Consider the following 24,247-nt stretch of genomic DNA (forward strand, 5'->3'; position numbering starts at 1 on the left):
CCACGATGAAGAGCGTCCAGCCCCCCTCATGCCCGATGGAGGCGCTTCTGCGTGTCATCACAGGCCCTTGGACGATCTATATACTCTGGGTTCTGTCCGAGCAGGGACCGCAGCGTTTCGGCGCGCTCAAGCGTTTGGTGCCCGGCATTTCCACCCGGGTCCTGACCGAGAGGCTGAGAATGCTGGAACATGCTGGCGTTGTATGGCGCGAGCAGGCCATGACCATCCCACCCGCTGTCACCTACGGGCTGACTGAGCGCGGCGCGGAACTGCGCGGCGTGCTGGACAAGCTTGGCTCGATCGCACGCCGCTGGGAGGCCGAGGGTGCCTTTGTCGGGACCGCAAGCGCGGCAGAATGACGGTACCCCTCCTGTTCGCGGGATAATCCCGCGCCCGAGAACAACTCAGGCAGAATCAGACCCGAAGCTCATGACGAATTGAAAACGGCGCTAGAAAAAGCCGCCAAGCGGCGCTTGGTGGGGTAGATCCGCACAGCTTTACGCTTTGCTGCTAAATCAACTTCTATCTACTATACTCACTAGACGGTACAGTAAAGCTTGTAACCGCCTAGTCCTGCCTGGGATAGAGAGAACGAGATGCCCGTGAGAAAAATGGCCGACGTCATGATTGGTGCGCGCGAGGTTTTCTTCCGATGCGGTTACGAAGGAGCCACGGTCGATGCAATTGCCGCTGAAGGAAAAGTGTCGAAGGCAACCATGTATTCGTATTACCCGACCAAGGAGCAACTGTTCCTGAGCGTGGTTGAATCCGAATGCGGTCGGCTTGCGGACGAAATCCTCCGGCCCTTGATCGCGTCTTTGGAGCCGCGCGCCCAGTTGGAAGAACTCGCCCTTCGCATGGTCGACCTCACCTTGGACGACACCTACATCCGTCTCCTGCGAACGTGCGTTGGCGCCTCCGAGGCACTGCCCGAAGTGGGTGAGGTTTATTTTCGCGCAGGCCCGAAACCTGCCCGCGAACTCGTCGGTCGGATTCTGGAGCGCCTTACGCGCGAAGGCGCGCTCGATGTCGATGACGTCCGGCGCGCGTCCGATCACTTCATACACCTTTGCGTTTCGGGGCTACTTATGCCGCGCCTTCTCGCAGTGAAACGAGCTGTCCACCGCGAGCAACATGCGCGCGAAGCGGTCGCTGCATTCCTGCGACTTTACGGTAGCGGCCACAGAGACAAATTTTCAGATTGAGCTCGCTTGCCAAATACGGGGCAGCGCATTAGCTCGCCCAATGACTTAACCGACCGGACGGTACAGGGTGACTGCACAAGTGGAAAAGCAACCGAAGAACGCCTCGCCGAAGATTCTCGGCGCTGCGCGGGCGATTGCGCTGCGAGAAGGCGCGGGAAAGATCACGATCGACGCCGTCGCTCGGGAATCCGGCCTCAGCAAGGGTGGGGTGTTGTACAACTTCCCCACCAAGAAAGCGCTTCTGGCCGGGCTGCTCGACGAAATGCTCGCGGAGCACCGCGAACGTCTGGCGTCGGTCCCGGAAGGGCACAGTTCCCGCACCCTGCGCGGTCATCTCGAGACAGTTCTGCAAGCCGTAAGCACCGATGATGACCTTTCGATGGCTATTCTCGCGGTTTCGGCGTCGGATCCGAATCTTCTGGACCCGCTGAGAAGAGAGCTGTCCCGTGATGTCGAGCGCATCCGTTCGGACGCGCAGGACGACACTGCGGCGATGGTTCTTTTTTTGGCGATCCAGGGTCTTCGTTTCCAGAGGCTTCTTCGCCTCGCGGATGGTGACGACGATCAGCAAGACGCCGCCATCGACAGATTGAAGGACATGATAAATGAGCTTGAATAGAACCAGATACTTCCGAGGAGGTGCCGCTGGATTGGTCGCCCTTCTTCTCGCCATTGTCCTTCTCGTGCAATTCAACCCGGACATCGCATCCAAGGTCTTCGCGCAGACTACGGATGAGGTTTCCGGTGCCGATGCGCAAGGGAGCGCCGAGCAAGACATGGCCCAACCGGTCACGGTCGAAGTATCGCGTGCCGAGCTTCGCGATAGCGATAGGGCGCGCAGCCTGGCAGGCCGCGTGGAGCCCGCCCGGACCGTGGATATTGCCTTTCAGGTTTCGGGTCAGCTTTCCGACCTCGCGGTAGATGCTGGGACTCGGGTCGAGAAAGGCGATTTAATTGCCGCGCTCGACCCAGTCGATTTCGAATTGGCCGTGGATCGGGCGCAGGCCTCTTTCGACCTCGCAAAATCCGAATACGATCGTGCGTTGAGTCTGACCGAGAGGGGGGTGGCGACCGACGCCCGACTTGAAACGAACCGCGCGCAGCTTGCTCAGGCAGAAGTCGCCCTGCGTGAAGCGGAGCGACGCTTGGCTCAAGCCACGATCACCGCGCCCTTCGACGCCATTGTCGCGCGCATCTTTCTGGAGGAGTTTTCGAACGTCACCCCTGCGGCTCCGATTGCCAGGTTGCAGGACATCAGTGAAATGCGGGTGCGGATTTCGCTGCCCGAGGAACTCGCCGCGATGGCACGGGCCCAGCCCGATGCATTCAGGGTAACCGCCTCTTTCCCCGCCGTGCCGGGATATGACGCAACTCTGTATCTGCGGAAATTCGTGACCGATGCAGACCCCACAGCCCAAACCTATGACGTCGAGTTTGCAATCGAGGGCGCCATCGACCCGAGATTGCTGCCCGGAATGACGGCGAATGTGCGCGTAGCCGCCGCCGCGGAGGGTGCGCAATCGCGGTTGGTAGTCGTCCCGGTCTCGGCGATCGACACGACGAGCCGGAGCGAGCCGTCCATCTGGCTGTATGACGAGGGGACCGGCCGGGTGTCCCGTAAGACGATCCGCCTGGGGCTGCCGAACGACGACGAAATCGTCGTGCTTGAGGGGCTCTCCGGAGACGAACTGGTTGTGTCCGGCGGGTGGTGGCGCCTGAAGGAAAACGAAACAGTCGCGGTTCGCGGCCTCTGAACGATCCTGGACCGGAAAACCGAAACCATGACAATGAGTATTTCCCGCGCAAGCATCCGACGTCCGGTCGCCGTTTGGCTGGCAATTATCTTTTGCCTTCTCGGCGGTTTGTGGGGGCTGAACACGGTCGGACGCCTCGAAGACCCGAGTTTCACGCTCAAGACGGCGCTCGTTTTCGTGCCCTATCCGGGCGCGACGGCGATGGAGGTGGAAGAGGAAGTCACCGATGTCGTGGAAAGCGCACTCCAACAGATGAAGCAGCTCGACCGGGTGGAATCGAAATCCATGCCGGGCATGGCCCAGATCACGGTCGAGATCGAGATGACCTATGGGCCCGACGAGATTCCGCAGGTCTGGGACGAGATGCGCCGCCGTATCCGCGACATCGAAGGAGAGCTTCCCTCCGGTGCGCAGTCTCCGATCATCAATGACGATTTCGGCGACGTCTACGGCATGTTCTACGCTGTGACGGCCGATGGGTTGAGCGCCTCGGAACAGCGAGACCTCGCGACTAAACTGCGGCGCGACCTTGTCACCGTCGACGGGGTGGCCAAGATCGAGGTTCAGGGGCTGGCTGAAGAGGAGATCATCATTTCGATCCCTTCGGCGCGCCTGACCGAACTGGGCCTGCCACCGGACCAGATCCTCGGTATCATCGCCGACGAAAACCAGGTTTTCTCCAACGGCGAGATCAGCGAAGGGCTGTCTCGGCTGGGCGTGTCCGTTCCGCCGGGTTATGTCAGCGTCGAGGGCATAGAGGCGCTGCGGCTCGGCGCCCCCGGAGAGGTCGGGCAGATTGCGCTCTACGACATCGCTCGCGTGGTCCGAGAGGAGACAGAGCGGCCGAGCCAGATCGTGCGTCACAATGGCACGCGGGCCTTCACCCTCGGGGTCTCGGCGCTCGTGGACCGCAACGTTGTCGAGGTCGGCAGATCGGTCGAGGCACGGCTGGACCAGCTGAAGACCGAATTGCCGGACGGCGTCGAGATCGTACCGATCTATGAACAGCATAAGGTCGTCGACGAAGCGGTCTCGAGCTTCCTCGTCGGCCTCGGTCAATCCGTGGCCATCGTCATCGGGGCGCTGATGCTGACCATGGGTTGGCGCGCGGGTTTGGTCGTGGGTGCCACGCTGGGCCTCACGGTTTTTTCCACACTGTTTTTCATGTCTGTCTTCGGCATCGAGATGGAACGGATCAGTCTCGGGGCTTTGATCATCGCCATGGGCATGCTGGTCGACAATGCCATCGTGATCGCCGAAGGCATGCTGATTGGCATGGCGCGGGGCAAGTCCGCCGAAGACGCCGCCGCCGATACAGAGACCGCGACAGGGTTTCCCCTGCTTGGGGCCACCGTGATCGGGATCATGGCGTTTTCGGGCATTGGGCTATCGCCAGACGCCACCGGAGAATTCCTGTTCTCGCTTTTCGCGGTTATCGCGATTTCGTTGCTGATGAGCTGGATCCTCGCCGTAACCGTTACACCCTATCTTGGGAAGCTCCTTCTGAAGGCGCCAAGAGACACCTCCAAGGACCCCTATCGCGGCTTAGTCTATTCGGCTTATCGCGGTTTCCTCTGGATGGCGCTGCGCGCCCGCGTGCTCGTAGTCCTGACGGTCGTCGGAATCACGGTCTGGTCGGTCATGGCCTTCGGCCAAGTCAAGCAGGCTTTCTTTCCGGCGTCGAACACCCCGATATTCTACGTCGAATTCCAGATGCCACAGGGCACGGACATTCGAGCCACGAATGAAGAAATGGCCCGGCTCGAGGCGATCATCTTAGGCGAGGAGATAGTGACGGACGTTACAACGCTTGTCGGGCGAGGGGCCAGCCGCTTCATGCTGACCTACAACCCTGAGCAGGCCGATGCGAGCTACGGTCAGCTGATCGTGCGTGCGACCGATGCCACACTCATCCCCGATGTTGCGGCGCGTCTCAATCGCGAACTGCCGGCGCAATTCCCCAATGCTCTTATCCGCGTCGAGGAGATCGTCTTCGGTCCGCCTGCCGGGGCCGATGTCGCCGTTCGCTTTTCGGGACCCGATCCGGTAGTCCTCCGGCAGCTATCGGATAACGCGCTTGCGATCTTCGACGAGGCCGGCACGATCACAAACCCGCGCACAGACTGGCGACAGCGCGAAATTCTCGTCGAACCCATCGTCGACGAGGCTCGCATGCGGTTGGCCGGTGCGACTCGCGGATCGATTTCCGACACCGTGCAATACGGGACCTCGGGCCTGCGGGTCGGCACCCTGCGCGAAGGCGATGCCGAAATCCCTATGTATCTGCGGCTTCCCGAGGTCGAGCGCGACGGGCTGGATCGTTTGCGCGATCTCTCCGTCTGGTCGCCGGGTGCAAATGGCTATGTGCCGATGGCCAACCTCGTCTCCGGCTTTGAGCCCCGCCTCGTCGAGGCCCTTATCCACCGCCGCGACCGTGAGCGTACGATAACGGTCCTCGGCGGTGCAGGCGGCGACCTGACAGCAGATGAGGCCTTTCGCAGTGTCCGCTCTGATATCGAAGCCATTCGGCTTCCCGAAGGCTACACGATGGAATGGGGTGGCGAGTTCGAAAGCGCGGGAGAAGCGCAGGCAAGTCTCGGCAAACAGCTTCCCTTGGGCTTTCTGGTAATGCTGACAATTTCGATCCTGATGTTCAACAAAGTGCGCCAGCCACTGATCCTGTGGCTCGTGGTTCCGATGTCGGTCACGGGGATGGTTCTTGGTCTGCTGTTCACTGGGCTACCGTTCACGTTCACGGCGCTTCTCGGCTTCTTGTCCCTTTCCGGGATGCTGATGAAGAATGCCATTGTGCTGGTGGAAGAAATCGATCAGCAACGCGCCGAAGGTGTCGAGGACTATCAGGCGGTAATCGATGGCTCGGTCAGCCGTTTGAGGCCCGTCGTGCTGGCTGCGGGCACAACGATTTTCGGTATGACTCCGCTCATATCAGACGCCTTCTTCGCATCGATGGCTGTCACAATCATGGGTGGCCTCGCGTTCGCCTCGATCCTGACACTGGTCGCGGTGCCGGTATTGTATGCGCTGTTCTTCTTGATCAAGCCGCCTAAACAAGAAAACGCTCCTTCAGGTTCCCCAGCGACAGCCTGAACGCAGATGCAGTTATAAGCGTTTCTCTGAGCGCCCTCGACCCGTCTTAAGGACGGTGTAGGCATGTTCCGTCGCCTCAAGCGCGCCTTCGAGAAAACCGCCGAATGTCGGAGCCACTTCGGTGCCGCCAAAGACGAGCGCTTCGTCCCACAGGCCTGAAAGAACGCACGGCAGGCCATAGTTCGGGTGGGCAAAAAAGACAGCGAAACTGCGGCTGGCAGCACGCCAGGCGCACTCCCGCTCCATGGTCTAGGCCTTCAAGGCATGGACCGAGGCCCAACTGCTACGCATTCCCGGCAAGGACGGTCTCGCGAAGGCCTTCCGCTATGGTCTCAGCTGCTGGCCGTCATTCGAGCTCTTCCTTGGAGATGGCCGCGTCGGCATCGACGACACCACCGCCGAGCGCGTCATGCGCCCGATCAGCATCGGGCGAAAAAACTGACTTTTTGCAGGCTCCGACAGCGGTGGCGAAACGCTGTCCCGGGCGATCTCCCTTGTCGAGACAGCCAAGATGAACGGCCACGATCGGCAAGCCTGGCTGGCCGAAATCCTCGACCGCATCCACAATCACATGACCAACCCGCTCAACGAACTGCTTTCATGGAACTGGACGCCGATAAACTGATCCGCGGTAACAACCGGGCGGTTACGTTTTTGGGGAAGTGATTACCTTTGAATCTTGAGGTCCGACTTCGCCTTTGCTAGGAATCGAACAACCATTAGAAAATTAGCAAAGTCGAAAGTGCAGATGTCTGGACCCCTTGATCAACTGAAGATTATAGAACTTGGTCACGTAATTGCCGGACCACTTGCGGCAGCTTTACTCTCGGATTTTGGTGCAGATGTCATCAAGATCGAAGCCCCCAACCGGACGGATATGATGCGCGACCTTGGACCCAAGGCAGAGGATGGGGTGGGCGTCTGGTGGAAGACTTTGGGCCGTAACAAGAAAACACTAGGCCTGGACTGGAAGTCCGACGAGGGCCGGGACATCCTGCGAAAGTTGGTCGAAGATGCCGACGTGCTGATCGAAAATTTCCGACCGGGTGTGCTGGAACGTGCCGGTGTTGGGCCAGACGTCTTGCACGATTGGAACCCGGACTTGGTTGTCTTGCGGGTTTCAGGTTACGGACAGGACGGTCCGATGCGCGACGTGCCAGCGTTTGGGCGTGCTGCGGAGGCCATGAGTGGATTAGCGCATCTGACCGGTTTTCCCGACGGGCCGCCGATGCACCCCGGCTTTCCGGCGGCCGACAGCACGACAGGGCTGATGGGCGCTTTGGGAATCATGATCGCGCTATTTGCTCGCGAAAAGGGCATTGCACGCGGTCAGGTCGTCGATCTTGCGGTGTTCGAGGCGTTGCTTCGGTTGATGGACTATCCTGTTCCCGCATTGACGGGCGCGAACCTCTCGCCGCGGCGCAATGGGCTGCGCCAGCCGATGGACTTTGCTCCGGGGGGGATGTTCCGAACGTCCGATGGGGTGTGGCTGACCGTTTCCGCAGGGAGCGCGGAAACCGCGCACCGACTGTTGCGGGCAGTCGGCGGGGACGCCCTTGCCGATGATCCGCGGTTTGCGACACTCGGCGAGATGTCGCAGCACATGACGGTGGTCTTTGACGCGATCAATGATTTCGTCACGCAGCACACGGCTAAGGAAGTGGAGGCGGTATTCGCCCGCCATGATGCCGTTGCCTCGCGTGTGTTGAGTGTCGAGGAAATCGCGACGAACGAGCAGATACGCCATCGCGGGGATATCGTGTCGGTCGCTGGCGAACAGACTCAGGTCATTGGTCCGGTCCCTCATCTCAGCGCGACGCCCGGTCAGCTTCGTTGGCTGGGACGACCGCCTGGCGCAGACAGCCAAAGCATTCTGCGTGATCTTGGTTTTGACGATGAGCGGATCGCTGCCCTATGTGAGGCTGGGCTCGTAAGATTGGAAAGAGGGCGCGCGCTATGACATTTCGATTGACCGCCGACCAACAAGAGATTCGCGACCAGGTTCTGCGGATTTGCGCAAGGTTCGACGACGACTATTGGCTGGATCGGGATCGCAACGGTGGTTTTCCCCATGAACTGCACAGGGCAATGGCCGATGGCGCCTGGCTGGGTATCGCCATGCCAGAAGCTGTCGGCGGCGCTGGTCTGGGGATCACCGAGGCGACCATAATGATGCAGGCAATCGCCGAGTCGGGGGCCGGCGCAAGCGGAGCCTCGGCCATCCACATGAACATTTTCGGGCTCAACCCGGTGGTGAAGTTTGGGACCGATGAGCAGCGCGCGCGTATGCTTGGCCCTCTAATAGCAGGCGATGAAAAGGCCTGTTTCGCCGTGACCGAACCGACGACGGGGCTGGATACCACAAAGCTGAAGACCATGGCGGTGCGGCGGGGGGACAGATATGTCGTGCACGGACAAAAAGTCTGGATTTCTACCGCGCAGGTGGCAGACAAGATGTTGCTTCTGGCCAGAACAACGCGGCTTGAGGATGTGAGCAGCCCGACCGAAGGGCTGAGCCTGTTCTATACAGATCTCGACCGAAATTTCGTTGACGTGCGAGAGATCGAAAAGATGGGTCGAAAGGCTGTCGATTCGAACGAAGTCTTCATCGATGGATTGCCGATTCCGGCTGAGGACCTGATCGGGGAGGAGGGCAAAGGCTTTAGGCAAATTTTGCACGGGTTGAATCCCGAACGCATCCTGGTGGCCGGTGAATGCATCGGTATTGCGCGCAACGCACTGGCGCGAGCGGCGCATTATGCAAACGAACGTGTGATTTTTGACCGCCCGATCGGCCAAAATCAGGGTGTTCAGCATCCACTCGCCAAAGCCTGGGCGCGAGTGGAATCTGCCAATCTCATGGTGATGCACGCTGCAGCCCTCTACGATGCGGGAGAACCCTGCGGCGTCGAGGCGAACGCCGCCAAGCTTTTGGCCGCCGACGCCGCGGTCGAGGCGACCGAAGCCGCGCAAATTACGTTTGGCGGATTCGGATATGCTAAGGAATATCACGTGGAGCGACTGGTACGTGAAGCTCTGCTGTTCCGCATCGTACCGGTGACACCGCAGATGCTTCTGTCGTTCATAGCAGAAAAAGCCCTTGGACTTCCAAAGTCTTACTGATCGGAGATAACGGGCGGGGCTGGTGGGAAAAGTTGTCTTGACCAATTTTCTAACGCCCGTTAGATTACTGGCAGCTGCCCCTAATGGGGAATGGGAGGAGGCGTCATGAATAAGACGCAGTTTGGGTCTTCGAGGGAGGACCTATCAAAACGTGCAACCGTTTACGCAAGCGGTTTATTCACCGGCAAAGTCGTTGTGGTGACCGGGGCCGGAGGCGGATTGGGGCTGGCAATTGCGACCTTGTTCGCAAGGCTCGGGGCCAATCTGGCGATCAATGGACGCAACGAAGAGAAACTGGCTTTGGCCAAGGAGTTTCTTGAAAGTTTCGGGGGCGAAGTTTTCGCTGTGCCTATGACCATCCGGGAGCCTGAGCAGGTCGAGGATTTTGTCGCCAAGACGAACCAGGAGTTCGGGGCGATTGACGTATTGGTGAACAATGCTGGGGGTCAGTTTCCGCAAGCAGCGTTGGAGTTTAGTCCAAAGGGCTGGAATGCGGTCATAGACACCAACCTGAACGGCACGTGGTGGATGATGCAATCCACGGCGCGCCACTGGGTTGCCAACAAGCAATCGGGCTCCATCGTCAACATCGTGGCCGATATCTGGCGCGGCATGCCCGGCATCGCGCATACCTGTGCGGCCCGGGCAGGGGTAGTTTACCTGTCCAAGTCGGTTGCGGTGGAGTGGGCCCCGCACGGTATCCGAGTGAACTGCGTGGCGCCGGGTTGCTGCGAAAGCAACGGTTTCGGGAACTACCCTCCGGAGGGTTCTGCGACCTTTCAGGACTCCAACCCGATGCGGCACGCCGGGGACGAATGGGATGTCGCTGAAGGGGTTGTCTATATGGCGGCGAATTCAGGGAAATTCGTAACCGGAGAAGTTCTGAACATCGACGGTGGGCAGCAATTGTGGGGGGATCCATGGCCAACGGGGCGGCCGGACTACTTCCGGATTACCTGATGTTGGCCGTGAACCTTAGGGGGACAATGATATCTAGATGACGACAAGGATTAACACAGCAATCGGAGCCGATGATGGGGCGATACTGGAGTGCAGCGGGGTCGAACGACGGTTCGGCGGCATCGTCGCTGTCACCGGTGTTGACCTCGTTATTCGACAAGGGGAAATCTTTGGACTTGTCGGTCCGAATGGCAGCGGCAAGACAACGCTAACAAACGCAATTACCGGATTTTACCCGCCAAACGAGGGCAGGGTCCGGCTGGCAGGAAACGACATTACGGGTACGGCGCCTCACAAGGTTGCCAAGCTCGGCGTTGCCAGAACGTTCCAAAATCTTGCCCTGTTCAACGGGATGAGCGTTCTGGACAACATCCTGCTCGGGCGGCACATCCACATGAGCCCAGGCGTTTTGCGTACGGCGCTATATTGGTGGGCAGCACAGCGTGAAGAAATCGAGAACCGTAAAATCGTCGAGGAGGTGATCGAGTTTCTACAGCTCGAGAGCATTCGGCATGAGTTGGTCGATGGTCTTCCGATCGGGTTGAAAAAGCGGGTCGAGCTGGCGCGGGCATTGGTGGCCGAGCCACAGATGCTGATTCTCGATGAACCGATGGCCGGCATGAACCAGGAAGAGAAAGGGTATATGTCCCGTTTCATTCTGGATGCCCGTGCCGAACGCGGCGTCAGCGTTCTGCTGATCGAACACCATATGGATGTCATCACCGGCATTTGTGATCGGATGCTGGCACTGAACTACGGTGAAATGATCGCCAGTGGCATCCCCAAGGAGGTTGTGAAGGACCCGCGGGTCATCGAGGCATATATCGGAGGGTCGCATGACTGATTTGACGAAGAACCGGTCTTCAGGCGGCGAAACGATTGGTGCACTTCTGGCGAAGAACGCGTCGCTCCACGGAAAGGATATCGCCCGTCGCGAAAAAGAGCGTGGGATATGGAAAGAAACCACCTGGGCGGAATACGCCCAAGAGGTGGTGGCCTGTGCGGCTGGGCTTGAAAAAATCGGCGTGAAGCCTGGCAAAGCAGTGCTTGTTCTGGGCGATAACCGTGCGCGGCTCTATGGCGGCATGCTGGCTGTTTCGTTGCTTGGTGCCTACGCCATGCCCGCTTATCCGGGCGCAACTCTTGAGGAACTAAGGCACTTTCTTGGCGAAGTCGAGATCGTCGCGGCCATTGCGGAAGATCAGGAACAGGTTGACAAGATCCTGGAACTGAAGGACGCGGGCGCCGAGGGCATCGACCACATCATTTATGATGAAGCGCGCGGTCTTGGCTTCTACGAGGTTGAAGGGTTGTTGTCCTGGGATCACCTGATCGAAGTTGGTCAGCACGATCTGAACGAAACCCCGGGCCTGCGTGAGGAACTGCTTAGTCGTGCGAAGCCGGAAGATCCGGCCATTTTTCTGCACTCCTCCGGAACGACGGGCGCGCCGAAGGGCATCGTACTGAGTCAGAAGAACGTTCTTGCTGCTGCTCGGAATGGACATGCGGCGGGTGCCTTCGACGAAAATGAGGAGATCCTCGCGTACTTGCCGATGGCCTGGGTGGGAGACTACGCCATAACCGTTGCCGCGGCACTCCTTTGGCGTTTCACCGTGAATGTGCCTGAGCGCCAGGAAACGGTCGTGCGCGACATGCGCGAGATCGCTCCGACCTTCTATCTGGCGGCTCCGAGAAGCTGGGACCAGATGCTGACGACAATCCAGGTGGGTATCGAAAATTCGACCCCTTTAAAGAAACGGCTGTACCATTTTTTCATGGATCGGGCCATCGCGGCGGAAACGCGCAAGCTGAATGGCAAAAGCGGCGGTGTTCTTGAGCCTTTGGGCCGACTTTTGGGCGAGGCAATCATTTTCGGTCCGGTCAAGGACCAGTTCGGAATGAGCCGACTCAAGAACGCGTTCACCGGCGGTGAAGCAATCGGCGAAGACACCTTTGTTTTCTACCGAGCCTTGGGAATCAAATTGCGCCAACTCTACGGCCAAACCGAAAACAGCGCGATCAATGCAATTCAGTCTCCGGGTGAAGTGCGCCTTCATACGGTTGGCAAACCCGCGCCCGGCGTCGAGGTGACCATCGCCGAGGACGGGGAGATCTTGGTACGCTCGGACAGCGTATTCGAAGGGTACTTCAACAAACCCGAAGCGACCGCCGAAGCCCTTGAGGGCGGGTGGCTGCATACAGGTGATGCCGGGTATTTGGAGGAAGATGGACACCTGGTTGTTCTGGGGCGCGTCTCCGAGGTCATGCATACGGCCGGAGGCGAGCGGTTTGTGCCAAACTACATCGAGAACCGGTTGAAATTCAGCCCTTATATTAAGGATGCTGCCGTAATCGGCGCCGGGCTTGACGAATTGACGGCTATGGTCTGCGTGGATTTCGAAGCCGTTGGCCACTGGGCAGAGGTGAACGGCGTGCCCTATGTGTCTTATGCCGATCTTTCTCAGCGTGAAGAGGTCGCGACGTTGCTTCGCGAGGCCTTCCAACGGGTCAACAAGGCCGTCACCGAACCATTGCGCCTGCAACGCTTTGTAAGTCTGCCGAAAGAATTCGACCCGGACGATGGTGAAATCACGCGAACCCGAAAACTGCGGAGGAAGGTCGTTCAGGAACGCTATGCCGACGTGATCGCGGCGCTCTACGACGGTTCAAAAGAGGTCCATGTAAGCGCGCAGGTGACTTACGAGACCGGGGAAGTAGGGAAGGTCGAAAGAAGCCTTCCCATCAGGGAGGTATAAATGGACTGGGTCTTTCTATCAGAGCTTGCGATCAACGGAGCCTTGACGGGTCTGCTGTACTCGCTATTCGCCATCGGCCTTGTGCTGATTTACAAGGCATCTTCGGTGCCCAATCTGGCTCAGGGCGGGTTGACCATGGTAGGGGCCTATGTGGTCCTGGCGCTGGCACGCGACGTGGGTTTACCCTTGTGGCTGGCCATCCCTCTGGCTGCGGTTGTCATGTTCGGCCTTGGGTTCGGCATTGAGCGTGTTGCTCTGCGCCGTCTCGCAGGTCGGCCGGTTGTCATGATCTTGATGCTGACACTCGGCCTCGACATTTTCCTGCGGGGTACAACGCTTGCGATTTGGGGCGGGACGTCACGTTCGATGGAATTGGGCGTCAGCTATGATCCACTGTTTTTTGACGACATCTTCATCAGCCGCATCCATCTGGTTGGTGCCGGTGTTGCGCTCGCCTTGTTTGTCGCATTCATGCTGTTTTTCCGAACCCGGACCGGGATCAAGTTGCGGGCGATCGCGGATGATTACATGGCTTCGTGGTCGGTAGGTATCTCGGTTGAACGCGGAGTTGGCCTGTCCTGGGCGCTGGCATCCGTTGTTGCCGTCGCTGCGGGCGTTATCTGGGGCGAGATTCAGGGTGTCGATCAGGCGCTGTCGCTGTTGCTTCTCAAAGGTCTGACAGTTGCCGTTCTCGGTGGTCTCGACAGTATCCTTGGCGCCGTGATCGCAGGCATCATCCTGGGCGTCGTCGAAAACGTTGTTTCTGATTTCCTCGATCCGCTTGTCGGAGGCGGAAGCCGTGAGCTTATCGTCGCCGCCGTGCTCATTCTTACCGTCATGATCCGTCCGCACGGGCTGTTCGGTCGTCACGACATCGAAAGGGTGTAAGGGATGTTTTACAGACTTTCCGGCGTCCATCACGCCAACTACGTTTCGGACAGCCGTATCTTCAAGGTGCCTGCCGACAGAAATCTGACAGCATTCATCTTTCTGATCGGTCTTGCCGCGCCATTCATCATCCCGTCGCTTTATCTGAACAGCTACATGCTTCCCTGGCTGATCTGGACGGCCGCCGCGCTTGGATTGAATCTGGTGACAGGTTGGGCAGGCCAACTTCACTTGGGTTATGCTGCGGTCATGGCCGTCGGAGCGTATTCGTCGATCCATGCCGCGCGTTTCGGGGTGCCGTGGGAATTCGCCCTGATCATCGGCGGATTGACGTCATCCGTGATCGGCAGCCTGTTTGCTTTTGCCGCTTTGCGGGTCAAGGGACTGTATCTCGCCCTTACCACTCTTGCGATGCAATTCGTGATGGACTGGGTTCTGACCCACTCTCCGGCGATCTCGGGGGGTTCACACGCGTCGCTCCAGTCACCGACATTGGCTCTGCTCGGGCAAGAGATTACCACTGATACTGGCTTCTACTATGTCGCCTTCGGCTGGTGTGTGTTGGTGACGATCTTCATGCTTAATCTCAAGCGTACTGGACTCGGTCGCGCCTTGGTCGCTGTCCGGGAAAAAGACTTTGCGGCCGCGATCCTGGGTGTGAACAGTTTCTACTACAAAATCCTCGCGTTCGCGACTTCGTCGTTCATCGCAGGCGTCAGCGGTGCGTTGCTTGTTGCCACCTTTTTCTTTCTCGCCGCACCCGAGCAATTTTCGGTTGCCGTTTCGATCCAGGTTCTTGCGATGGTGATTGTTGGCGGCCTTGGCAGCATTATCGGTTCCTATTTCGGTGTTGCCCTGATCCTTCTTGTTCCGGGTATCGTGAACGGTCTCGTCGTCACGCTGAGTGACGGGCTTGGCATGCAGATCGATGTTGAAACACTCGCTCACATCCCGAACGCAGTCTATGGCGCACTGATCGTCATTATCCTTCTGATCGAACCACTCGGTTTGGGAAAACTCTACGGCAACATCAGAGACTATCTGATGGTCTGGCCCTTCGATCAGTTCAAGAAATAGGGGAATGCCGATGCAAGAAAAAGTTGAAGCCCAGAACATTCTATCCATGAACAGCGTCGAAGTACTGTACGACAATGTAATACTGGCGATCAAAGGTGTTTCGGTCCAAGTCCCAAAGGGCGAGATGATCGCACTCTTGGGATCGAACGGAGCGGGAAAAAGCACCACGTTGAAAGCGATCAGCGGTCTTTTGAAGGCTGAGCGCGGACGCATCAGCCGAGGTGAGATAACGTTCCAGGGAGTGGACATTACCGAAGCGCTCGCGCAAGAACGCGTCGAGATGGGCATCTGTCATGTCATCGAAGGGCGGCGGGTCTTCGAACATCTGACCCCCGACGAGAACCTGACCGCCGCCGCGCCGCGCGGAATGTCCCGATCAACGCTGAATGCGGAAAAGGACAAGATCTACGGATATTTTCCGCGGCTTGCCGAACGCAAAAGTTCGCAAGCAGGCTATTTGTCGGGTGGTGAGCAACAGATGCTTGCCATTGGGCGGGCCCTCGTGACCCAGCCGAAGCTGTTGATGCTTGATGAACCAAGTCTCGGGCTTGCTCCGTTCCTGGTCGAGGAGATCTTCGGCATCTTGCAAAAGATCAATAAGGATGAGGGCCTGTCCGTCCTGCTGGTGGAACAGAACGCCCTGGCGGCTCTGGAAATCGTTTCGCAAGGGTACCTTATCGAGAACGGCCGCGTTGTTATGCACGGCACCGCCGAGGCGCTCAAATCTAACTCCGACATTCAGGAGTTCTATCTAGGCGGCGGAGAGACCGACTTTCACAACGTCAAGCACTACAGCCGACGCAAACGTTGGTTGAGTTGAGGTACTAATCAGAAGTTGTTCAGGGAGGAACAAATGAAGAAACTTACCAAAGCGTTGGCCGTATTATCAATGTTCGGCGGAGCAATGTTTGGCACCCAGACGCTGGCCGAGCCATTCAAGATCGGCATCTGCTACGATCTCAGCAAAGCCTATACCTTTGCCACGCCGCAGGTTTCGCAGGCCGCGATGGACCTTGCCAAGCTCATCAACATGAAGGGCGGCATCGGTGGGGAACCGGTCGAAGTCATCGTGCGTGACCACGGGAACGAACCGCAGCGCGGAATCGAGTGCTACTCCAAGCTCAGCCGCGAGGGCGTCTTTGTCTTCGATACCCTGTCCACTCCGGTCTCTCTGGCTATCCTGCCGCGGGCCATGGAAGACGAGCGTATCCTGATGCAGTCGCTTGTCGGCCGAGGCGATGCCGTCGACGGCACCGTTTTCGAATGGGTCTATCCGGTCGGACCGACCTATTGGGGACAGGCGGCCAATGATGTTGCCTACATAAAGCAATTGCATGATGGCGACTTGTCGGACGTGAAGGTGGGGTTTGTGTATTTCGATTATCCTTTCGGACAGGAGCCGATCGAGATCCTGGAAACCTTGTCCGAAAAAGAGGGTTTCGAGCTTGAGCTTTACCCTGTGCCACTGCCTGGCAGCGACCAGGCCGGAGTGTGGTCCAAGGTGCGCCGCGACAAGCCCGATCATGTAATCGTCTGGATGTTGGGCGGTGCGCATGTGGTCGCGTCGAAGGAGATGCAGCGCAATCGCATTCCGATGGACAAGTACATCTCGGTCAACTGGTTGAACGAAGTCGATATCGCCAACATCGGTAAAGAGGCCGCCAAGGGTATCAAGCGCGGTACCAATGTCGTGGGCGGTCAGGATATTGCCCTGTATCAGGAAATCATGGCCGAGCTTTATGACAAGGGCGAGGGGTCCGGCCCGATCGAGAAGACGCAGGACGTTTTCTACAACACCGGTCTGGCGATGTATTCAATCATGTTCGAAGCCGCGCGCAGGGCGGCAGAACAGGAAGGCCTTCCGATAACCGCGGAGTCCTACAAAGCCGGACTGGAATCTCTTGAGGGATACGACGCGAACGGGCTGATGGCCCCCATTACGGTGACGGCCGAAGATCATGGCGGCGGCGGTAAGACCCGGATCGAGATGTGGGACGGGGAGACTTGGGTGCCGCAAACCGACTGGATCTCTGAGTACACGGACGTCGTGTGGGACGTGGTGAAAGAAAGTTCCTCAAAATACGAGCAGTGAATGACCAATAGCAGGAAGGGCGACGCTACGCGGGGCGGCAGCGGCGTTTATAAGACAGTATCACCGCCCCAAACCAAACCAACGGGAGAGAGAACATGAAAGTCACACAGCAAATTAAGGCAGTGGTCCTTGCTGCTGCGCTGGCAACAAGCGCGACTGTGGCCTCAGCGCAGGACAAGGAGCCGATCCGCTTCGGACTCTGCTTCGACCTCAGCAAGTCCTACACCTTCATTTCGCCTCAGGTGGCCCAGGCCGCTCAGGACCTCGCGATGTATACCAACGAAAACGGTGGTATCGAAGGGCATCCGGTGGAAATCATCGTGCGCGATCACGGCAACGAACCGCAGCGCGGCGTGGAATGCTACGAGCAGCTCAAGCGTGAAGGTGTATTCATTTTCAACATGCTCTCGACGCCGGTCACGAATGCGGTTCTGCCCCGTGCAATGAGAGACGGTAACATCCTGATGCAATCGTTCGTCGGTCGGGGTGACGCCGTGGATGGCGAGGTGTTCGAATGGGTTTTCCCGGTCGGCCCGACCTATTGGCAGCAGGCGGCGAACGACGTTGCATTCATCAAGGAGCAGATGGGCGGTGATCTGAGCGATGCGAAGATCGGGTTCATCTATCTGGACTACCCCTTTGGCCAGGAACCGATCGAGATCCTGAAAACGCTTTCCGAGAAGGAAGGGTTCGAACTGGAGCTTTATCCCGTGCCGCTTCCCGGGTCGGATCAAGCCGGCGCATGGAGCAAAATCCGCCGCGACAAGCCCGACTATGTGATCAGCTGGCTACTGGCGGGCGGACATGTGGTCGCCTCGAAGGAAATGCGCCGCAACCGTTTCCCGATCGACCGCTATCTGTCGGTGAACTGGCTGAACGAAGTCGATATCGCCAATATCGGCGCGGAAGAGGCGAAAGGCATCCTGCGCGGGACCAACGTGGCCGGCGGCCAGGAAGTCCCGCTCGTCAAGACGATGCTGGACACCTACTATGCCAATGGCGAAGGCAGCGGCCCCGAGAGCTTGGTGCACGATGTCTACTACAACACCGGTCTTGCGATCTATTCGGTCGGTTTCGAAGCTGCCCGTATCGCGATCGAGGAGAACGGATGGCCGTTGACGCCAGAGAGCATGAAAGCGGGCTATGAAGCGATCGAGAACTTCGACGGCAACGGTCTCATGGCGCCGGTCACGGTGACCGCGGAAGACCATGGCGGCGGTGGCAAGACCCGGGTCGAACAGTGGGATGGCGAGACCTGGGTTCCGCTTACCGACTGGAGCGCCGATTACCTCGATATCGTTTGGGAAGTGATCAAGGAAAGCTCCGAGTCGTTCTCAGTCGAATGAACACAAGCATCCCCGCGGCACCCATGCCGCGGGGATTTTTCGCACAAATACAGTCCATGAATAACGAAGTTAATGCTATGAGCCCCATTGATGTGAAGATCGAAGACGGCATCGCAACCGTCTGTATCAACCGGCCCGAACGCAAGAACGCACTTTCCGTGGCCGCAACGAACGGGCTGACGGATGCCTGGGAGAAGATCGAGGCGGATGACAGCATTCGCGCGGCAATACTGACCTCGGCCGATTGCGGCGTGTTCTGTGCCGGGCTGGATCTGAAGGAAGCCACCCAGATCGCGCGGGACGAGGGTGTCGATATCCTGTCCAAGATGCGCGATCCGTTTCACGAAACCATGCGCGCCTGCAAGAAACCGATCATCGCGGCGATGACCGGGTCTTTGATGGCGGGCGGCATGATGCTGACCTTGAATTGCGATCTGCGGGTCGGTCTCAAGGGGACCAAGGTCGGTATCACCGAAGTAAAGATCGGTCGTGGATCGCCCTGGGCATCGCCGGCATTGTCCATGCTGCCACAGCCCATCCTTATGGAGATCGTTCTGACCGGCGACCTGATGCCGATCGAGCGCCTGCACGAATACGGGTTCACCAACTATATCGAAGACACCCCCGATGCTGTCCGCGCACGGGCCTTCGACCTTGCCAAACGCATTGCCAGCGCGGCCCCGCTGTCGGTTGTTGCCGCGAAAGGCAGTGTTCGCGCAACCATGGATCTGGGCTGTGCCGGTGGTCTGGAAGAGGGCAAGCGCCTGCACGAAGTGGTTTACGCCAGCAACGACGCGATTGAAGGCCCCAAGGCCTTCGCTGAAAAACGAGCACCCGTCTGGACTGGGACCTGATGGAGGCTTGAATGACTGAACTTATTCGTCTGGACAGGGAAGGCCCTGTCGGAATCCTGCGGTTTCTTCAGCCGACAAAACGCAACCCTTACAGCATCGGGTTCGTCGAAGAACTGGTGGCGCTCCTGCGCGAAGCCGAACGGGACGATACGATCCGTGTCGTTGTTATGACCGGTGGCGATCATTTCAGCAGCGGCGGCGATCTTGTCGGGTTTCAGTCTGAGATCGCGAAAGGCGCAAGGGCGACATCGGAAATGGTGGACCGCGTGCACGATGGCGGACGCGCGGCCTATCTGTTTTGTAAACCCTTGATTTCCGCGGTATGCGGCGTGGCTTTTGGCGCGGGTCTAAGCCTGGCCTTGTCGGCGGACATTGTCGTTGCTGCCGAAGATGCCCGGCTGTGCGAAGTTTTTGCGCGCGTCGGCGGCTGTCCTGACACGGGATCTAGCTGGCTGCTTCAACAGCGTGCCGGTGCGGGGGTGGCGCGGATGCTGGTGCTCACGGGCCGTGAAATCGACGGGCGCACCGCTAGGGACCTGCGCGTTGTCGAAGAATGCGTGCCGGCCAACCAGGTCGAGGTACGGGCGTTGGAAATTGCCCGCGAGATTGCAACGCACCCGATGTTTGGCGTTCAGACCGCCAAGCGTGTGATGCGCGCCGCAGCCGAGTGCAGCTATCTCGAGGCGCTGGATATCGAGCGCGATGCCCAAAGCGTTTTGCTGTGCGCGCATGACTTTCCCGAGGCGATGAAAGCGTTTTCGGAAAAAAGAGCTCCAGAATTCAAAGACCGTTAGCTCGGTTGAAACCTTATCGCAAAACTCAAGGAGACCACGCCAATGAAGGTACTCGTGCCGGTGAAACGCGTGATCGACTACAACGTGAAGGTCCGCGTCAAGGCGGATGGCAGCGGTGTCGATCTCGCCAACGTCAAGATGTCGATGAACCCGTTCGACGAGATCGCCGTCGAAGAGGCGATCCGCCTGAAGGAAAAGGGCGCTGCCGAAGAGGTCGTCGCCGTCTCGATCGGCGTCAAGCAGGCGCAGGAAACCCTGCGCACCGCGCTGGCCATGGGCGCCGACCGCGCCATCCTGGTGGTTGCCGCCGATGACGTGCACCAGGACATCGAGCCGCTGGCGGTGGCCAAGATCCTGGCCAAGGTCGTCGAAGAGGAAGAGCCCGGCCTGGTGATCTGCGGCAAGCAGGCCATCGACAACGACATGAACGCAACCGGCCAGATGCTGTCGGCGCTGATGGGCTGGAGCCAGGCGACCTTTGCCAGCGAGCTGAACATCGAAGGCGACGACGCCGTGGTGACCCGCGAGGTCGATGGCGGCCTGCAGACCATCAAGGTAAAGATGCCCACGGTCGTCACCGTCGACCTGCGCCTGAACGAGCCGCGCTATGCCTCGCTGCCCAACATCATGAAGGCCAAGAAAAAGCCGCTGGATGAAAAGACCGCCGCCGATTACGGCGTCGACGTCACCCCGCGCCTGACCGTGGTCAAGACGTCCGAGCCGGCCGAACGCGCCGCCGGTGAAATGGTGGGTTCGGTCGACGAGCTCGTGTCGAAACTCAAGGAAAAGGGGGCGGTGTGATGGCTGTTCTTCTTCTTGCCGAAGTCAACAATGGCGAACTGTCGATGGACGCGACGGCCAAGGCCGTGGCCGCTGCCAAGGACCTGGGTGACGTGACCGTGCTGTGTGCCGGCGCCTCGGCCGCCGATGCCGCGAAAGAGGCCGCCACCATCGACGGCGTGGCCAAGGTGCTGGTCGCCGAAGACCCCGCGCTGGGTCATCGCCTGGCGGAATCGACCGCCGACCTGATCGTGGGCCTGGCCGGTGACTACGACCACATCGTCGCGCCCGCCACCACCGACGCCAAGAACGTGCTGCCGCGCGTGGCCGCGCTGCTGGACGTGATGATGCTGACCGATGTTTCGGCCGTCGTCGACGCCGACACGTTCGAGCGCCCGATCTATGCAGGCAACGCGATCCAGACCGTGAAATCGTCGGATGCGAAAAAGGTGATCTCGTTCCGCACCGCCAATTTCGACGCGGCGGGCACCGGCAACTCGGCCTCGGTCGAAACGGTGGACGGCGCGCAGGCGTCGGGCCTGTCGCAATGGGTCGAGGACAAGGTTGCCGAAAGCGACCGGCCCGAACTGACCTCGGCCGGCGTGGTCGTGTCGGGTGGCCGTGGCGTCGGCTCGGAAGACGATTTCGCGCTGATCGAGAAACTGGCCGACAAGCTGGGCGCCGCCGTTGGCGCATCCCGCGCCGCCGTCGACTCGGGCTTTGCCCCGAACGACTGGCAGGTGGGCCAGACCGGCAAGGTGGTCGCCCCCGACCTTTACATCGCCGTCGGCATTTCGGGCGCGATCCAGCACCTTGCGGGCATGAAGGACAGCAAGATCATCGTCGCCATCAACAAGGACGAAGAGGCACCGATCTTCCAGGTCGCCGATTACGGCCTGGTCGCCGACCTGTTCGAAGCCGTGCCCGAACTGACCGAAAAGTTGTAAGTCATTGCAAAAATTATAAAAAGGCCCGCCTGATTTGTCGGGCCTTTTTGTACGAGCCGAATGGGCGGCGAGCGGATCGGACGGACTAGGATGCGCGCGGTCCTAAGCCTTGTGACGCCTCGTCAGAACGGCTCCGGTTCATTGTCAAGAAGCAAAACACTTGTTAGATTTTGGCTCAACACAAGCTTGAATCGATAGGAAAAATTCATGTCTCTGATCAAGAACTCCCCTAGCTGGGCAGTGGATGAACACAAGATGTTCGCCGATAGTACACGCAGGCTTTTCGATGCAGAGATGGCTCCGAAGATTGAAAAATGGGCGGAGCAGGGAATTGTTGACCGCGACTTCTGGAAAACAGTCGGTCAGCAGGGTGTCATGGGTGGCTCGATTGCCGAAGAATATGGTGGGTTCGGTGGCGGCATCGGGTTCGACGCGATTACCGTCTACGAGCAGGGGCGCACCGGTGATACGGGTTGGGGCTATGGGATTCAGTCCATCGTAATCCATTATCTCAACGCATATGGCAGTGAGGAACAGAAGAAAAAGTGGTTGCCGAAACTGGTCAGCGGCGACAGCGTTGCGGCGATTGCCATGACCGAGCCTGGAACGGGCTCTGACCTCCAGAACGTACAAACCTATGCGGAAAAGGATGGCAACCACTACAAGATCAACGGTTCGAAGATCTTTATCACAAACGGGCACACGGCGGATCTCGTTGTTATCGTGGCAAAGACCGATCGCAACGCCGGCGCTAAGGGCGTTTCATTGATCGTTCTGGAAACCGAGGGCACCGAGGGCTTTCGCCGGGGACGGAACCTGAAGAAACTGGGTATGAAAGGTTCGGATACTGCTGAGCTGTTCTTCGAGGATGTGCGCGTGCCCACGGCGAACCTGCTTGGTCCGGAAGAGGGGCAGGGGTTCTACCAGCTGATGAAGCAGCTGCCTTGGGAGCGGCTGATGATCGGCATTACCGCCCTCGGTTTTATTGATTTTGCGATCGATGAAACGGTGAAATATGTTCAGGACCGCAAGGCATTTGGAAGCCGGATCATGGACTTCCAGAATACACGCTTCAAACTGGCGGAATGCAAAACCAAGGCCGAATTGCTACGTTCTTTCGTAAATGACGGGATCGCGCGTCTTGAAGCGGGCGAACTTGATGCGGCCACGGCTTCGATGGCGAAATGGTGGGGCAGCCAGACGCAGAACGAGGTCATGCATGAATGCCTGCAACTTCACGGCGGTTACGGTTTCATGATGGAATACCCCATCGCGCGACTTTATGCCGACAGCAGGGTCCAGATGATCTATGGCGGCACCAACGAGATCATGAAGGAACTGATCGCACGTTCGCTGGATGTTTGATCCGTCGGGTGCCGGGTCGGAGACTAGTCGCCCCCCGGACCGATGATCTCGTCGTTGTGTTCGCCCAGTCCGGGGGCGGGGCGCAGGTCATGCCGCGCCGGTGTCGCCGAGAATCGAATGGGCGGGCGTGTCATCCAGATCGTACCTTCGGTGGGGTGTTCGACCTTCTGAAAGAAACCGGTTACGGAAAGGTGCGGATCGTTCGGCAGATCCGACAGGGTGTTCACCGGCATGGCGGGAATGTCGGCCTGCTCCATCAGGGCCAGCCAGTCGGCGGTTGTCCGCGTCAGCGCAATCCGAGCAACCATGTCGTAAAGGGCGCCGATGTTACGGCTGCGGGTGTCCATGTCGGTGACCCAGACGTGGTTGATCATGTCGTCGCGCCCGACCGTCTTGAAAAACCGCGCCCATTGGGCGTTGGTATAGGGCAGGATCGTGATGAACCCGTCCGCCGTCTGGAGCGGGCGGCGGTGCGGCACCAACATGCGGGCATATCCGAAATTCCTCGGCACCTCGTCGAATGTCGCGCCGTCCATGTGTTCGGCCAGCAGAAACGCCGTCAGCGTTTCGAACATCGGCACCTCGACATGCTGTGCCTGGCCCGTGCGTTCCCGATGAAACAGGGCTGCCATGACGGCATAAGCCGTGGTAACACCGCCAAGCTTGTCGGCAAGAATGGTCGGGGAATAATCGGGTTTTGCCTCTGGATCGCGAAGGGTGGGCAGGCTGGCCAAACCCGAAACCGCCTGGACGATGTCATCAAAGGCCGGTTTCGAAGCGTAAGGCCCGTCCTGCCCGTATCCGGTTGCAGAAACCGTGATCAGGCTCGGGTTCTCGTTCCGTAAGGTTTCCGGATCCAAAGACAATCTGGCAAGCGCCGCGGGCCGGATGCTTGAAATCATCACATCGGCATCGACCAGCAACTTGCGCAGACGGTCGCGATCGGCTTGCGTTTTCAGGTCGAGTACGACGCTGCGCTTGTTGCGGTTGGCCCCTAGAAACGCAGCGCCCATCAACCTGTGCCGCGATGGCTGAACCTGGCGCAGAAGATCGCCCTCGGGCGCTTCCACCTTGATCACATCCGCTCCCAGATCTCCCAGCATCTGCGTGGCCAGAGGACCGAAGATGATCGACGTCAGGTCGATGATCCTGACGCTTTGCAGGATTGCGGTGTTCTTTGCATTGGTCATGGGTTGAT

At 58.9% G+C, this 24,247-nt stretch carries 22 protein-coding genes and 1 pseudogene; 21 read left to right on the forward strand and 2 right to left on the reverse strand.

The genetic code is table 11. The features are described from left to right. The first annotated feature begins 5 nt into the window (after window positions 1-5). From AAFO90_RS06455 to AAFO90_RS06475, 5 genes are all read left to right on the forward strand, one after another. Window positions 6-359, forward strand: coding sequence for a helix-turn-helix domain-containing protein (locus AAFO90_RS06455; protein WP_229737775.1), 354 nt, complete (start codon window positions 6-8; stop codon window positions 357-359). A gap of 237 nt (window positions 360-596) precedes the next feature. After that, window positions 597-1,205, forward strand: a complete 609-nt coding sequence (locus AAFO90_RS06460) for a TetR/AcrR family transcriptional regulator (protein WP_136340169.1) — start codon at window positions 597-599, stop codon at window positions 1,203-1,205. Between the two features lie 67 nt (window positions 1,206-1,272). Beyond that, on the forward strand, window positions 1,273-1,824 hold the full coding sequence (locus tag AAFO90_RS06465) for a TetR/AcrR family transcriptional regulator (RefSeq protein WP_234163372.1): 552 nt from the start codon (window positions 1,273-1,275) through the stop codon (window positions 1,822-1,824). 31 nt (window positions 1,825-1,855) lie between these two features. Next, a complete protein-coding gene (locus AAFO90_RS06470; RefSeq protein WP_234163371.1) occupies window positions 1,856-2,959 on the forward strand; it encodes an efflux RND transporter periplasmic adaptor subunit in 1,104 nt (367 codons plus the stop codon). 27 nt (window positions 2,960-2,986) lie between these two features. Further along, window positions 2,987-6,067 carry an efflux RND transporter permease subunit gene (locus AAFO90_RS06475; protein WP_152467182.1) on the forward strand — a complete coding sequence of 1,027 codons (3,081 nt, stop codon included), beginning with the start codon at window positions 2,987-2,989 and terminating at the stop codon, window positions 6,065-6,067. A 12-nt stretch (window positions 6,068-6,079) separates the two neighbouring features. Here the strand turns inward: AAFO90_RS06475 and AAFO90_RS06480 are convergent, their stop codons facing one another. Further along, window positions 6,080-6,313, reverse strand: coding sequence for a hypothetical protein (locus tag AAFO90_RS06480; protein WP_336246031.1), 234 nt, complete (start codon window positions 6,311-6,313; stop codon window positions 6,080-6,082). Between AAFO90_RS06480 and AAFO90_RS06485 the strand changes: the two are divergent. The 16 genes and pseudogenes from AAFO90_RS06485 to AAFO90_RS06560 all read left to right on the forward strand — a co-directional run. Beyond that, window positions 6,270-6,692: pseudogene (locus AAFO90_RS06485) on the forward strand (transposase); the annotation flags it as partial. The gene AAFO90_RS06480 and the pseudogene AAFO90_RS06485 sit on opposite strands and share 44 nt — an antisense overlap. 54 nt (window positions 6,693-6,746) lie before the next feature. Then, window positions 6,747-8,027, forward strand: a complete 1,281-nt coding sequence (locus AAFO90_RS06490) for a CoA transferase (protein ID WP_347508888.1) — start codon at window positions 6,747-6,749, stop codon at window positions 8,025-8,027. Further along, entirely contained in the window at window positions 8,024-9,190 is a 1,167-nt protein-coding gene (locus AAFO90_RS06495) for an acyl-CoA dehydrogenase family protein (protein WP_172975950.1), read from the forward strand. The genes AAFO90_RS06490 and AAFO90_RS06495 overlap by 4 nt, the downstream gene beginning before the upstream one ends. A gap of 105 nt (window positions 9,191-9,295) precedes the next feature. Further along, window positions 9,296-10,150 carry an SDR family oxidoreductase gene (locus AAFO90_RS06500; protein ID WP_028284935.1) on the forward strand — a complete coding sequence of 285 codons (855 nt, stop codon included), beginning with the start codon at window positions 9,296-9,298 and terminating at the stop codon, window positions 10,148-10,150. Between the two features lie 37 nt (window positions 10,151-10,187). After that, a complete protein-coding gene (locus AAFO90_RS06505; protein WP_136340174.1) occupies window positions 10,188-10,994 on the forward strand; it encodes an ABC transporter ATP-binding protein in 807 nt (268 codons plus the stop codon). Then, complete coding sequence (locus AAFO90_RS06510; RefSeq protein WP_050685830.1) at window positions 10,987-12,906, forward strand: AMP-binding protein; 1,920 nt, start codon at window positions 10,987-10,989, stop codon at window positions 12,904-12,906. Before AAFO90_RS06505 ends, AAFO90_RS06510 begins: the two co-directional genes overlap by 8 nt. Then, window positions 12,907-13,794, forward strand: a complete 888-nt coding sequence (locus AAFO90_RS06515; protein ID WP_050685832.1) for a branched-chain amino acid ABC transporter permease — start codon at window positions 12,907-12,909, stop codon at window positions 13,792-13,794. A gap of 3 nt (window positions 13,795-13,797) precedes the next feature. Further along, window positions 13,798-14,871 (forward strand): branched-chain amino acid ABC transporter permease, encoded by a 1,074-nt coding sequence (locus tag AAFO90_RS06520; RefSeq protein ID WP_028095207.1) that lies wholly within the window; start codon window positions 13,798-13,800, stop codon window positions 14,869-14,871. 10 nt (window positions 14,872-14,881) lie between these two features. Further along, window positions 14,882-15,691 carry an ABC transporter ATP-binding protein gene (locus AAFO90_RS06525; RefSeq protein WP_050685932.1) on the forward strand — a complete coding sequence of 270 codons (810 nt, stop codon included), beginning with the start codon at window positions 14,882-14,884 and terminating at the stop codon, window positions 15,689-15,691. A gap of 69 nt (window positions 15,692-15,760) precedes the next feature. Further along, window positions 15,761-16,963 carry an ABC transporter substrate-binding protein gene (locus AAFO90_RS06530; RefSeq protein WP_071974355.1) on the forward strand — a complete coding sequence of 401 codons (1,203 nt, stop codon included), beginning with the start codon at window positions 15,761-15,763 and terminating at the stop codon, window positions 16,961-16,963. 95 nt (window positions 16,964-17,058) lie between these two features. Further along, entirely contained in the window at window positions 17,059-18,309 is a 1,251-nt protein-coding gene (locus AAFO90_RS06535; protein WP_027264307.1) for an ABC transporter substrate-binding protein, read from the forward strand. A gap of 77 nt (window positions 18,310-18,386) precedes the next feature. Next, window positions 18,387-19,163 (forward strand): enoyl-CoA hydratase-related protein, encoded by a 777-nt coding sequence (locus AAFO90_RS06540; RefSeq protein WP_027264308.1) that lies wholly within the window; start codon window positions 18,387-18,389, stop codon window positions 19,161-19,163. A gap of 11 nt (window positions 19,164-19,174) precedes the next feature. Further along, a complete protein-coding gene (locus AAFO90_RS06545) occupies window positions 19,175-19,957 on the forward strand; it encodes an enoyl-CoA hydratase/isomerase family protein (protein ID WP_027264309.1) in 783 nt (260 codons plus the stop codon). Window positions 19,958-19,999: 42 nt separating this feature from the next. After that, window positions 20,000-20,758, forward strand: coding sequence for an electron transfer flavoprotein subunit beta/FixA family protein (locus tag AAFO90_RS06550; protein ID WP_027264310.1), 759 nt, complete (start codon window positions 20,000-20,002; stop codon window positions 20,756-20,758). Beyond that, window positions 20,758-21,684, forward strand: a complete 927-nt coding sequence (locus AAFO90_RS06555; protein WP_027264311.1) for an FAD-binding protein — start codon at window positions 20,758-20,760, stop codon at window positions 21,682-21,684. The genes AAFO90_RS06550 and AAFO90_RS06555 overlap by 1 nt, the downstream gene beginning before the upstream one ends. A 207-nt stretch (window positions 21,685-21,891) precedes the next feature. Then, complete coding sequence (locus tag AAFO90_RS06560; RefSeq protein WP_027264312.1) at window positions 21,892-23,049, forward strand: acyl-CoA dehydrogenase family protein; 1,158 nt, start codon at window positions 21,892-21,894, stop codon at window positions 23,047-23,049. 23 nt (window positions 23,050-23,072) lie between these two features. Here AAFO90_RS06560 and AAFO90_RS06565 read toward each other — a convergent pair whose 3' ends face one another. Then, window positions 23,073-24,239: a CoA transferase gene (locus tag AAFO90_RS06565; protein ID WP_027264313.1), complete on the reverse strand. Its 1,167-nt coding sequence runs from the start codon at window positions 24,237-24,239 to the stop codon at window positions 23,073-23,075. Window positions 24,240-24,247 lie beyond the last annotated feature (8 nt).

This window comes from Phaeobacter sp. CAU 1743, from assembly GCF_039839315.1.
GTDB lineage: Bacteria > Pseudomonadota > Alphaproteobacteria > Rhodobacterales > Rhodobacteraceae > Phycobacter > Phycobacter gallaeciensis_A.

Bases quoted from the DNA above. Each gene is read 5' to 3' on its own strand.
- AAFO90_RS06505 (WP_136340174.1), top strand. From the start codon at position 10,188: ATGACGACAAGGATTAACACAGCAATCGGAGCCGATGATGGGGCGATA.
- AAFO90_RS06455 (WP_229737775.1), top strand. From the start codon at position 6: ATGAAGAGCGTCCAGCCCCCCTCATGCCCGATGGAGGCGCTTCTGCGT.
- AAFO90_RS06480 (WP_336246031.1), bottom strand. From the start codon at position 6,313: ATGGAGCGGGAGTGCGCCTGGCGTGCTGCCAGCCGCAGTTTCGCTGTC.
- AAFO90_RS06460 (WP_136340169.1), top strand. From the start codon at position 597: ATGCCCGTGAGAAAAATGGCCGACGTCATGATTGGTGCGCGCGAGGTT.
- AAFO90_RS06500 (WP_028284935.1), top strand. From the start codon at position 9,296: ATGAATAAGACGCAGTTTGGGTCTTCGAGGGAGGACCTATCAAAACGT.
- AAFO90_RS06565 (WP_027264313.1), bottom strand. From the start codon at position 24,239: ATGACCAATGCAAAGAACACCGCAATCCTGCAAAGCGTCAGGATCATC.
- AAFO90_RS06530 (WP_071974355.1), top strand. From the start codon at position 15,761: ATGTTCGGCGGAGCAATGTTTGGCACCCAGACGCTGGCCGAGCCATTC.
- AAFO90_RS06510 (WP_050685830.1), top strand. From the start codon at position 10,987: ATGACTGATTTGACGAAGAACCGGTCTTCAGGCGGCGAAACGATTGGT.
- AAFO90_RS06515 (WP_050685832.1), top strand. From the start codon at position 12,907: ATGGACTGGGTCTTTCTATCAGAGCTTGCGATCAACGGAGCCTTGACG.
- AAFO90_RS06525 (WP_050685932.1), top strand. From the start codon at position 14,882: ATGCAAGAAAAAGTTGAAGCCCAGAACATTCTATCCATGAACAGCGTC.
- AAFO90_RS06495 (WP_172975950.1), top strand. From the start codon at position 8,024: ATGACATTTCGATTGACCGCCGACCAACAAGAGATTCGCGACCAGGTT.
- AAFO90_RS06535 (WP_027264307.1), top strand. From the start codon at position 17,059: ATGAAAGTCACACAGCAAATTAAGGCAGTGGTCCTTGCTGCTGCGCTG.
- AAFO90_RS06555 (WP_027264311.1), top strand. From the start codon at position 20,758: ATGGCTGTTCTTCTTCTTGCCGAAGTCAACAATGGCGAACTGTCGATG.
- AAFO90_RS06550 (WP_027264310.1), top strand. From the start codon at position 20,000: ATGAAGGTACTCGTGCCGGTGAAACGCGTGATCGACTACAACGTGAAG.
- AAFO90_RS06560 (WP_027264312.1), top strand. From the start codon at position 21,892: ATGTCTCTGATCAAGAACTCCCCTAGCTGGGCAGTGGATGAACACAAG.
- AAFO90_RS06545 (WP_027264309.1), top strand. From the start codon at position 19,175: ATGACTGAACTTATTCGTCTGGACAGGGAAGGCCCTGTCGGAATCCTG.
- AAFO90_RS06540 (WP_027264308.1), top strand. From the start codon at position 18,387: ATGAGCCCCATTGATGTGAAGATCGAAGACGGCATCGCAACCGTCTGT.
- AAFO90_RS06520 (WP_028095207.1), top strand. From the start codon at position 13,798: ATGTTTTACAGACTTTCCGGCGTCCATCACGCCAACTACGTTTCGGAC.
- AAFO90_RS06475 (WP_152467182.1), top strand. From the start codon at position 2,987: ATGACAATGAGTATTTCCCGCGCAAGCATCCGACGTCCGGTCGCCGTT.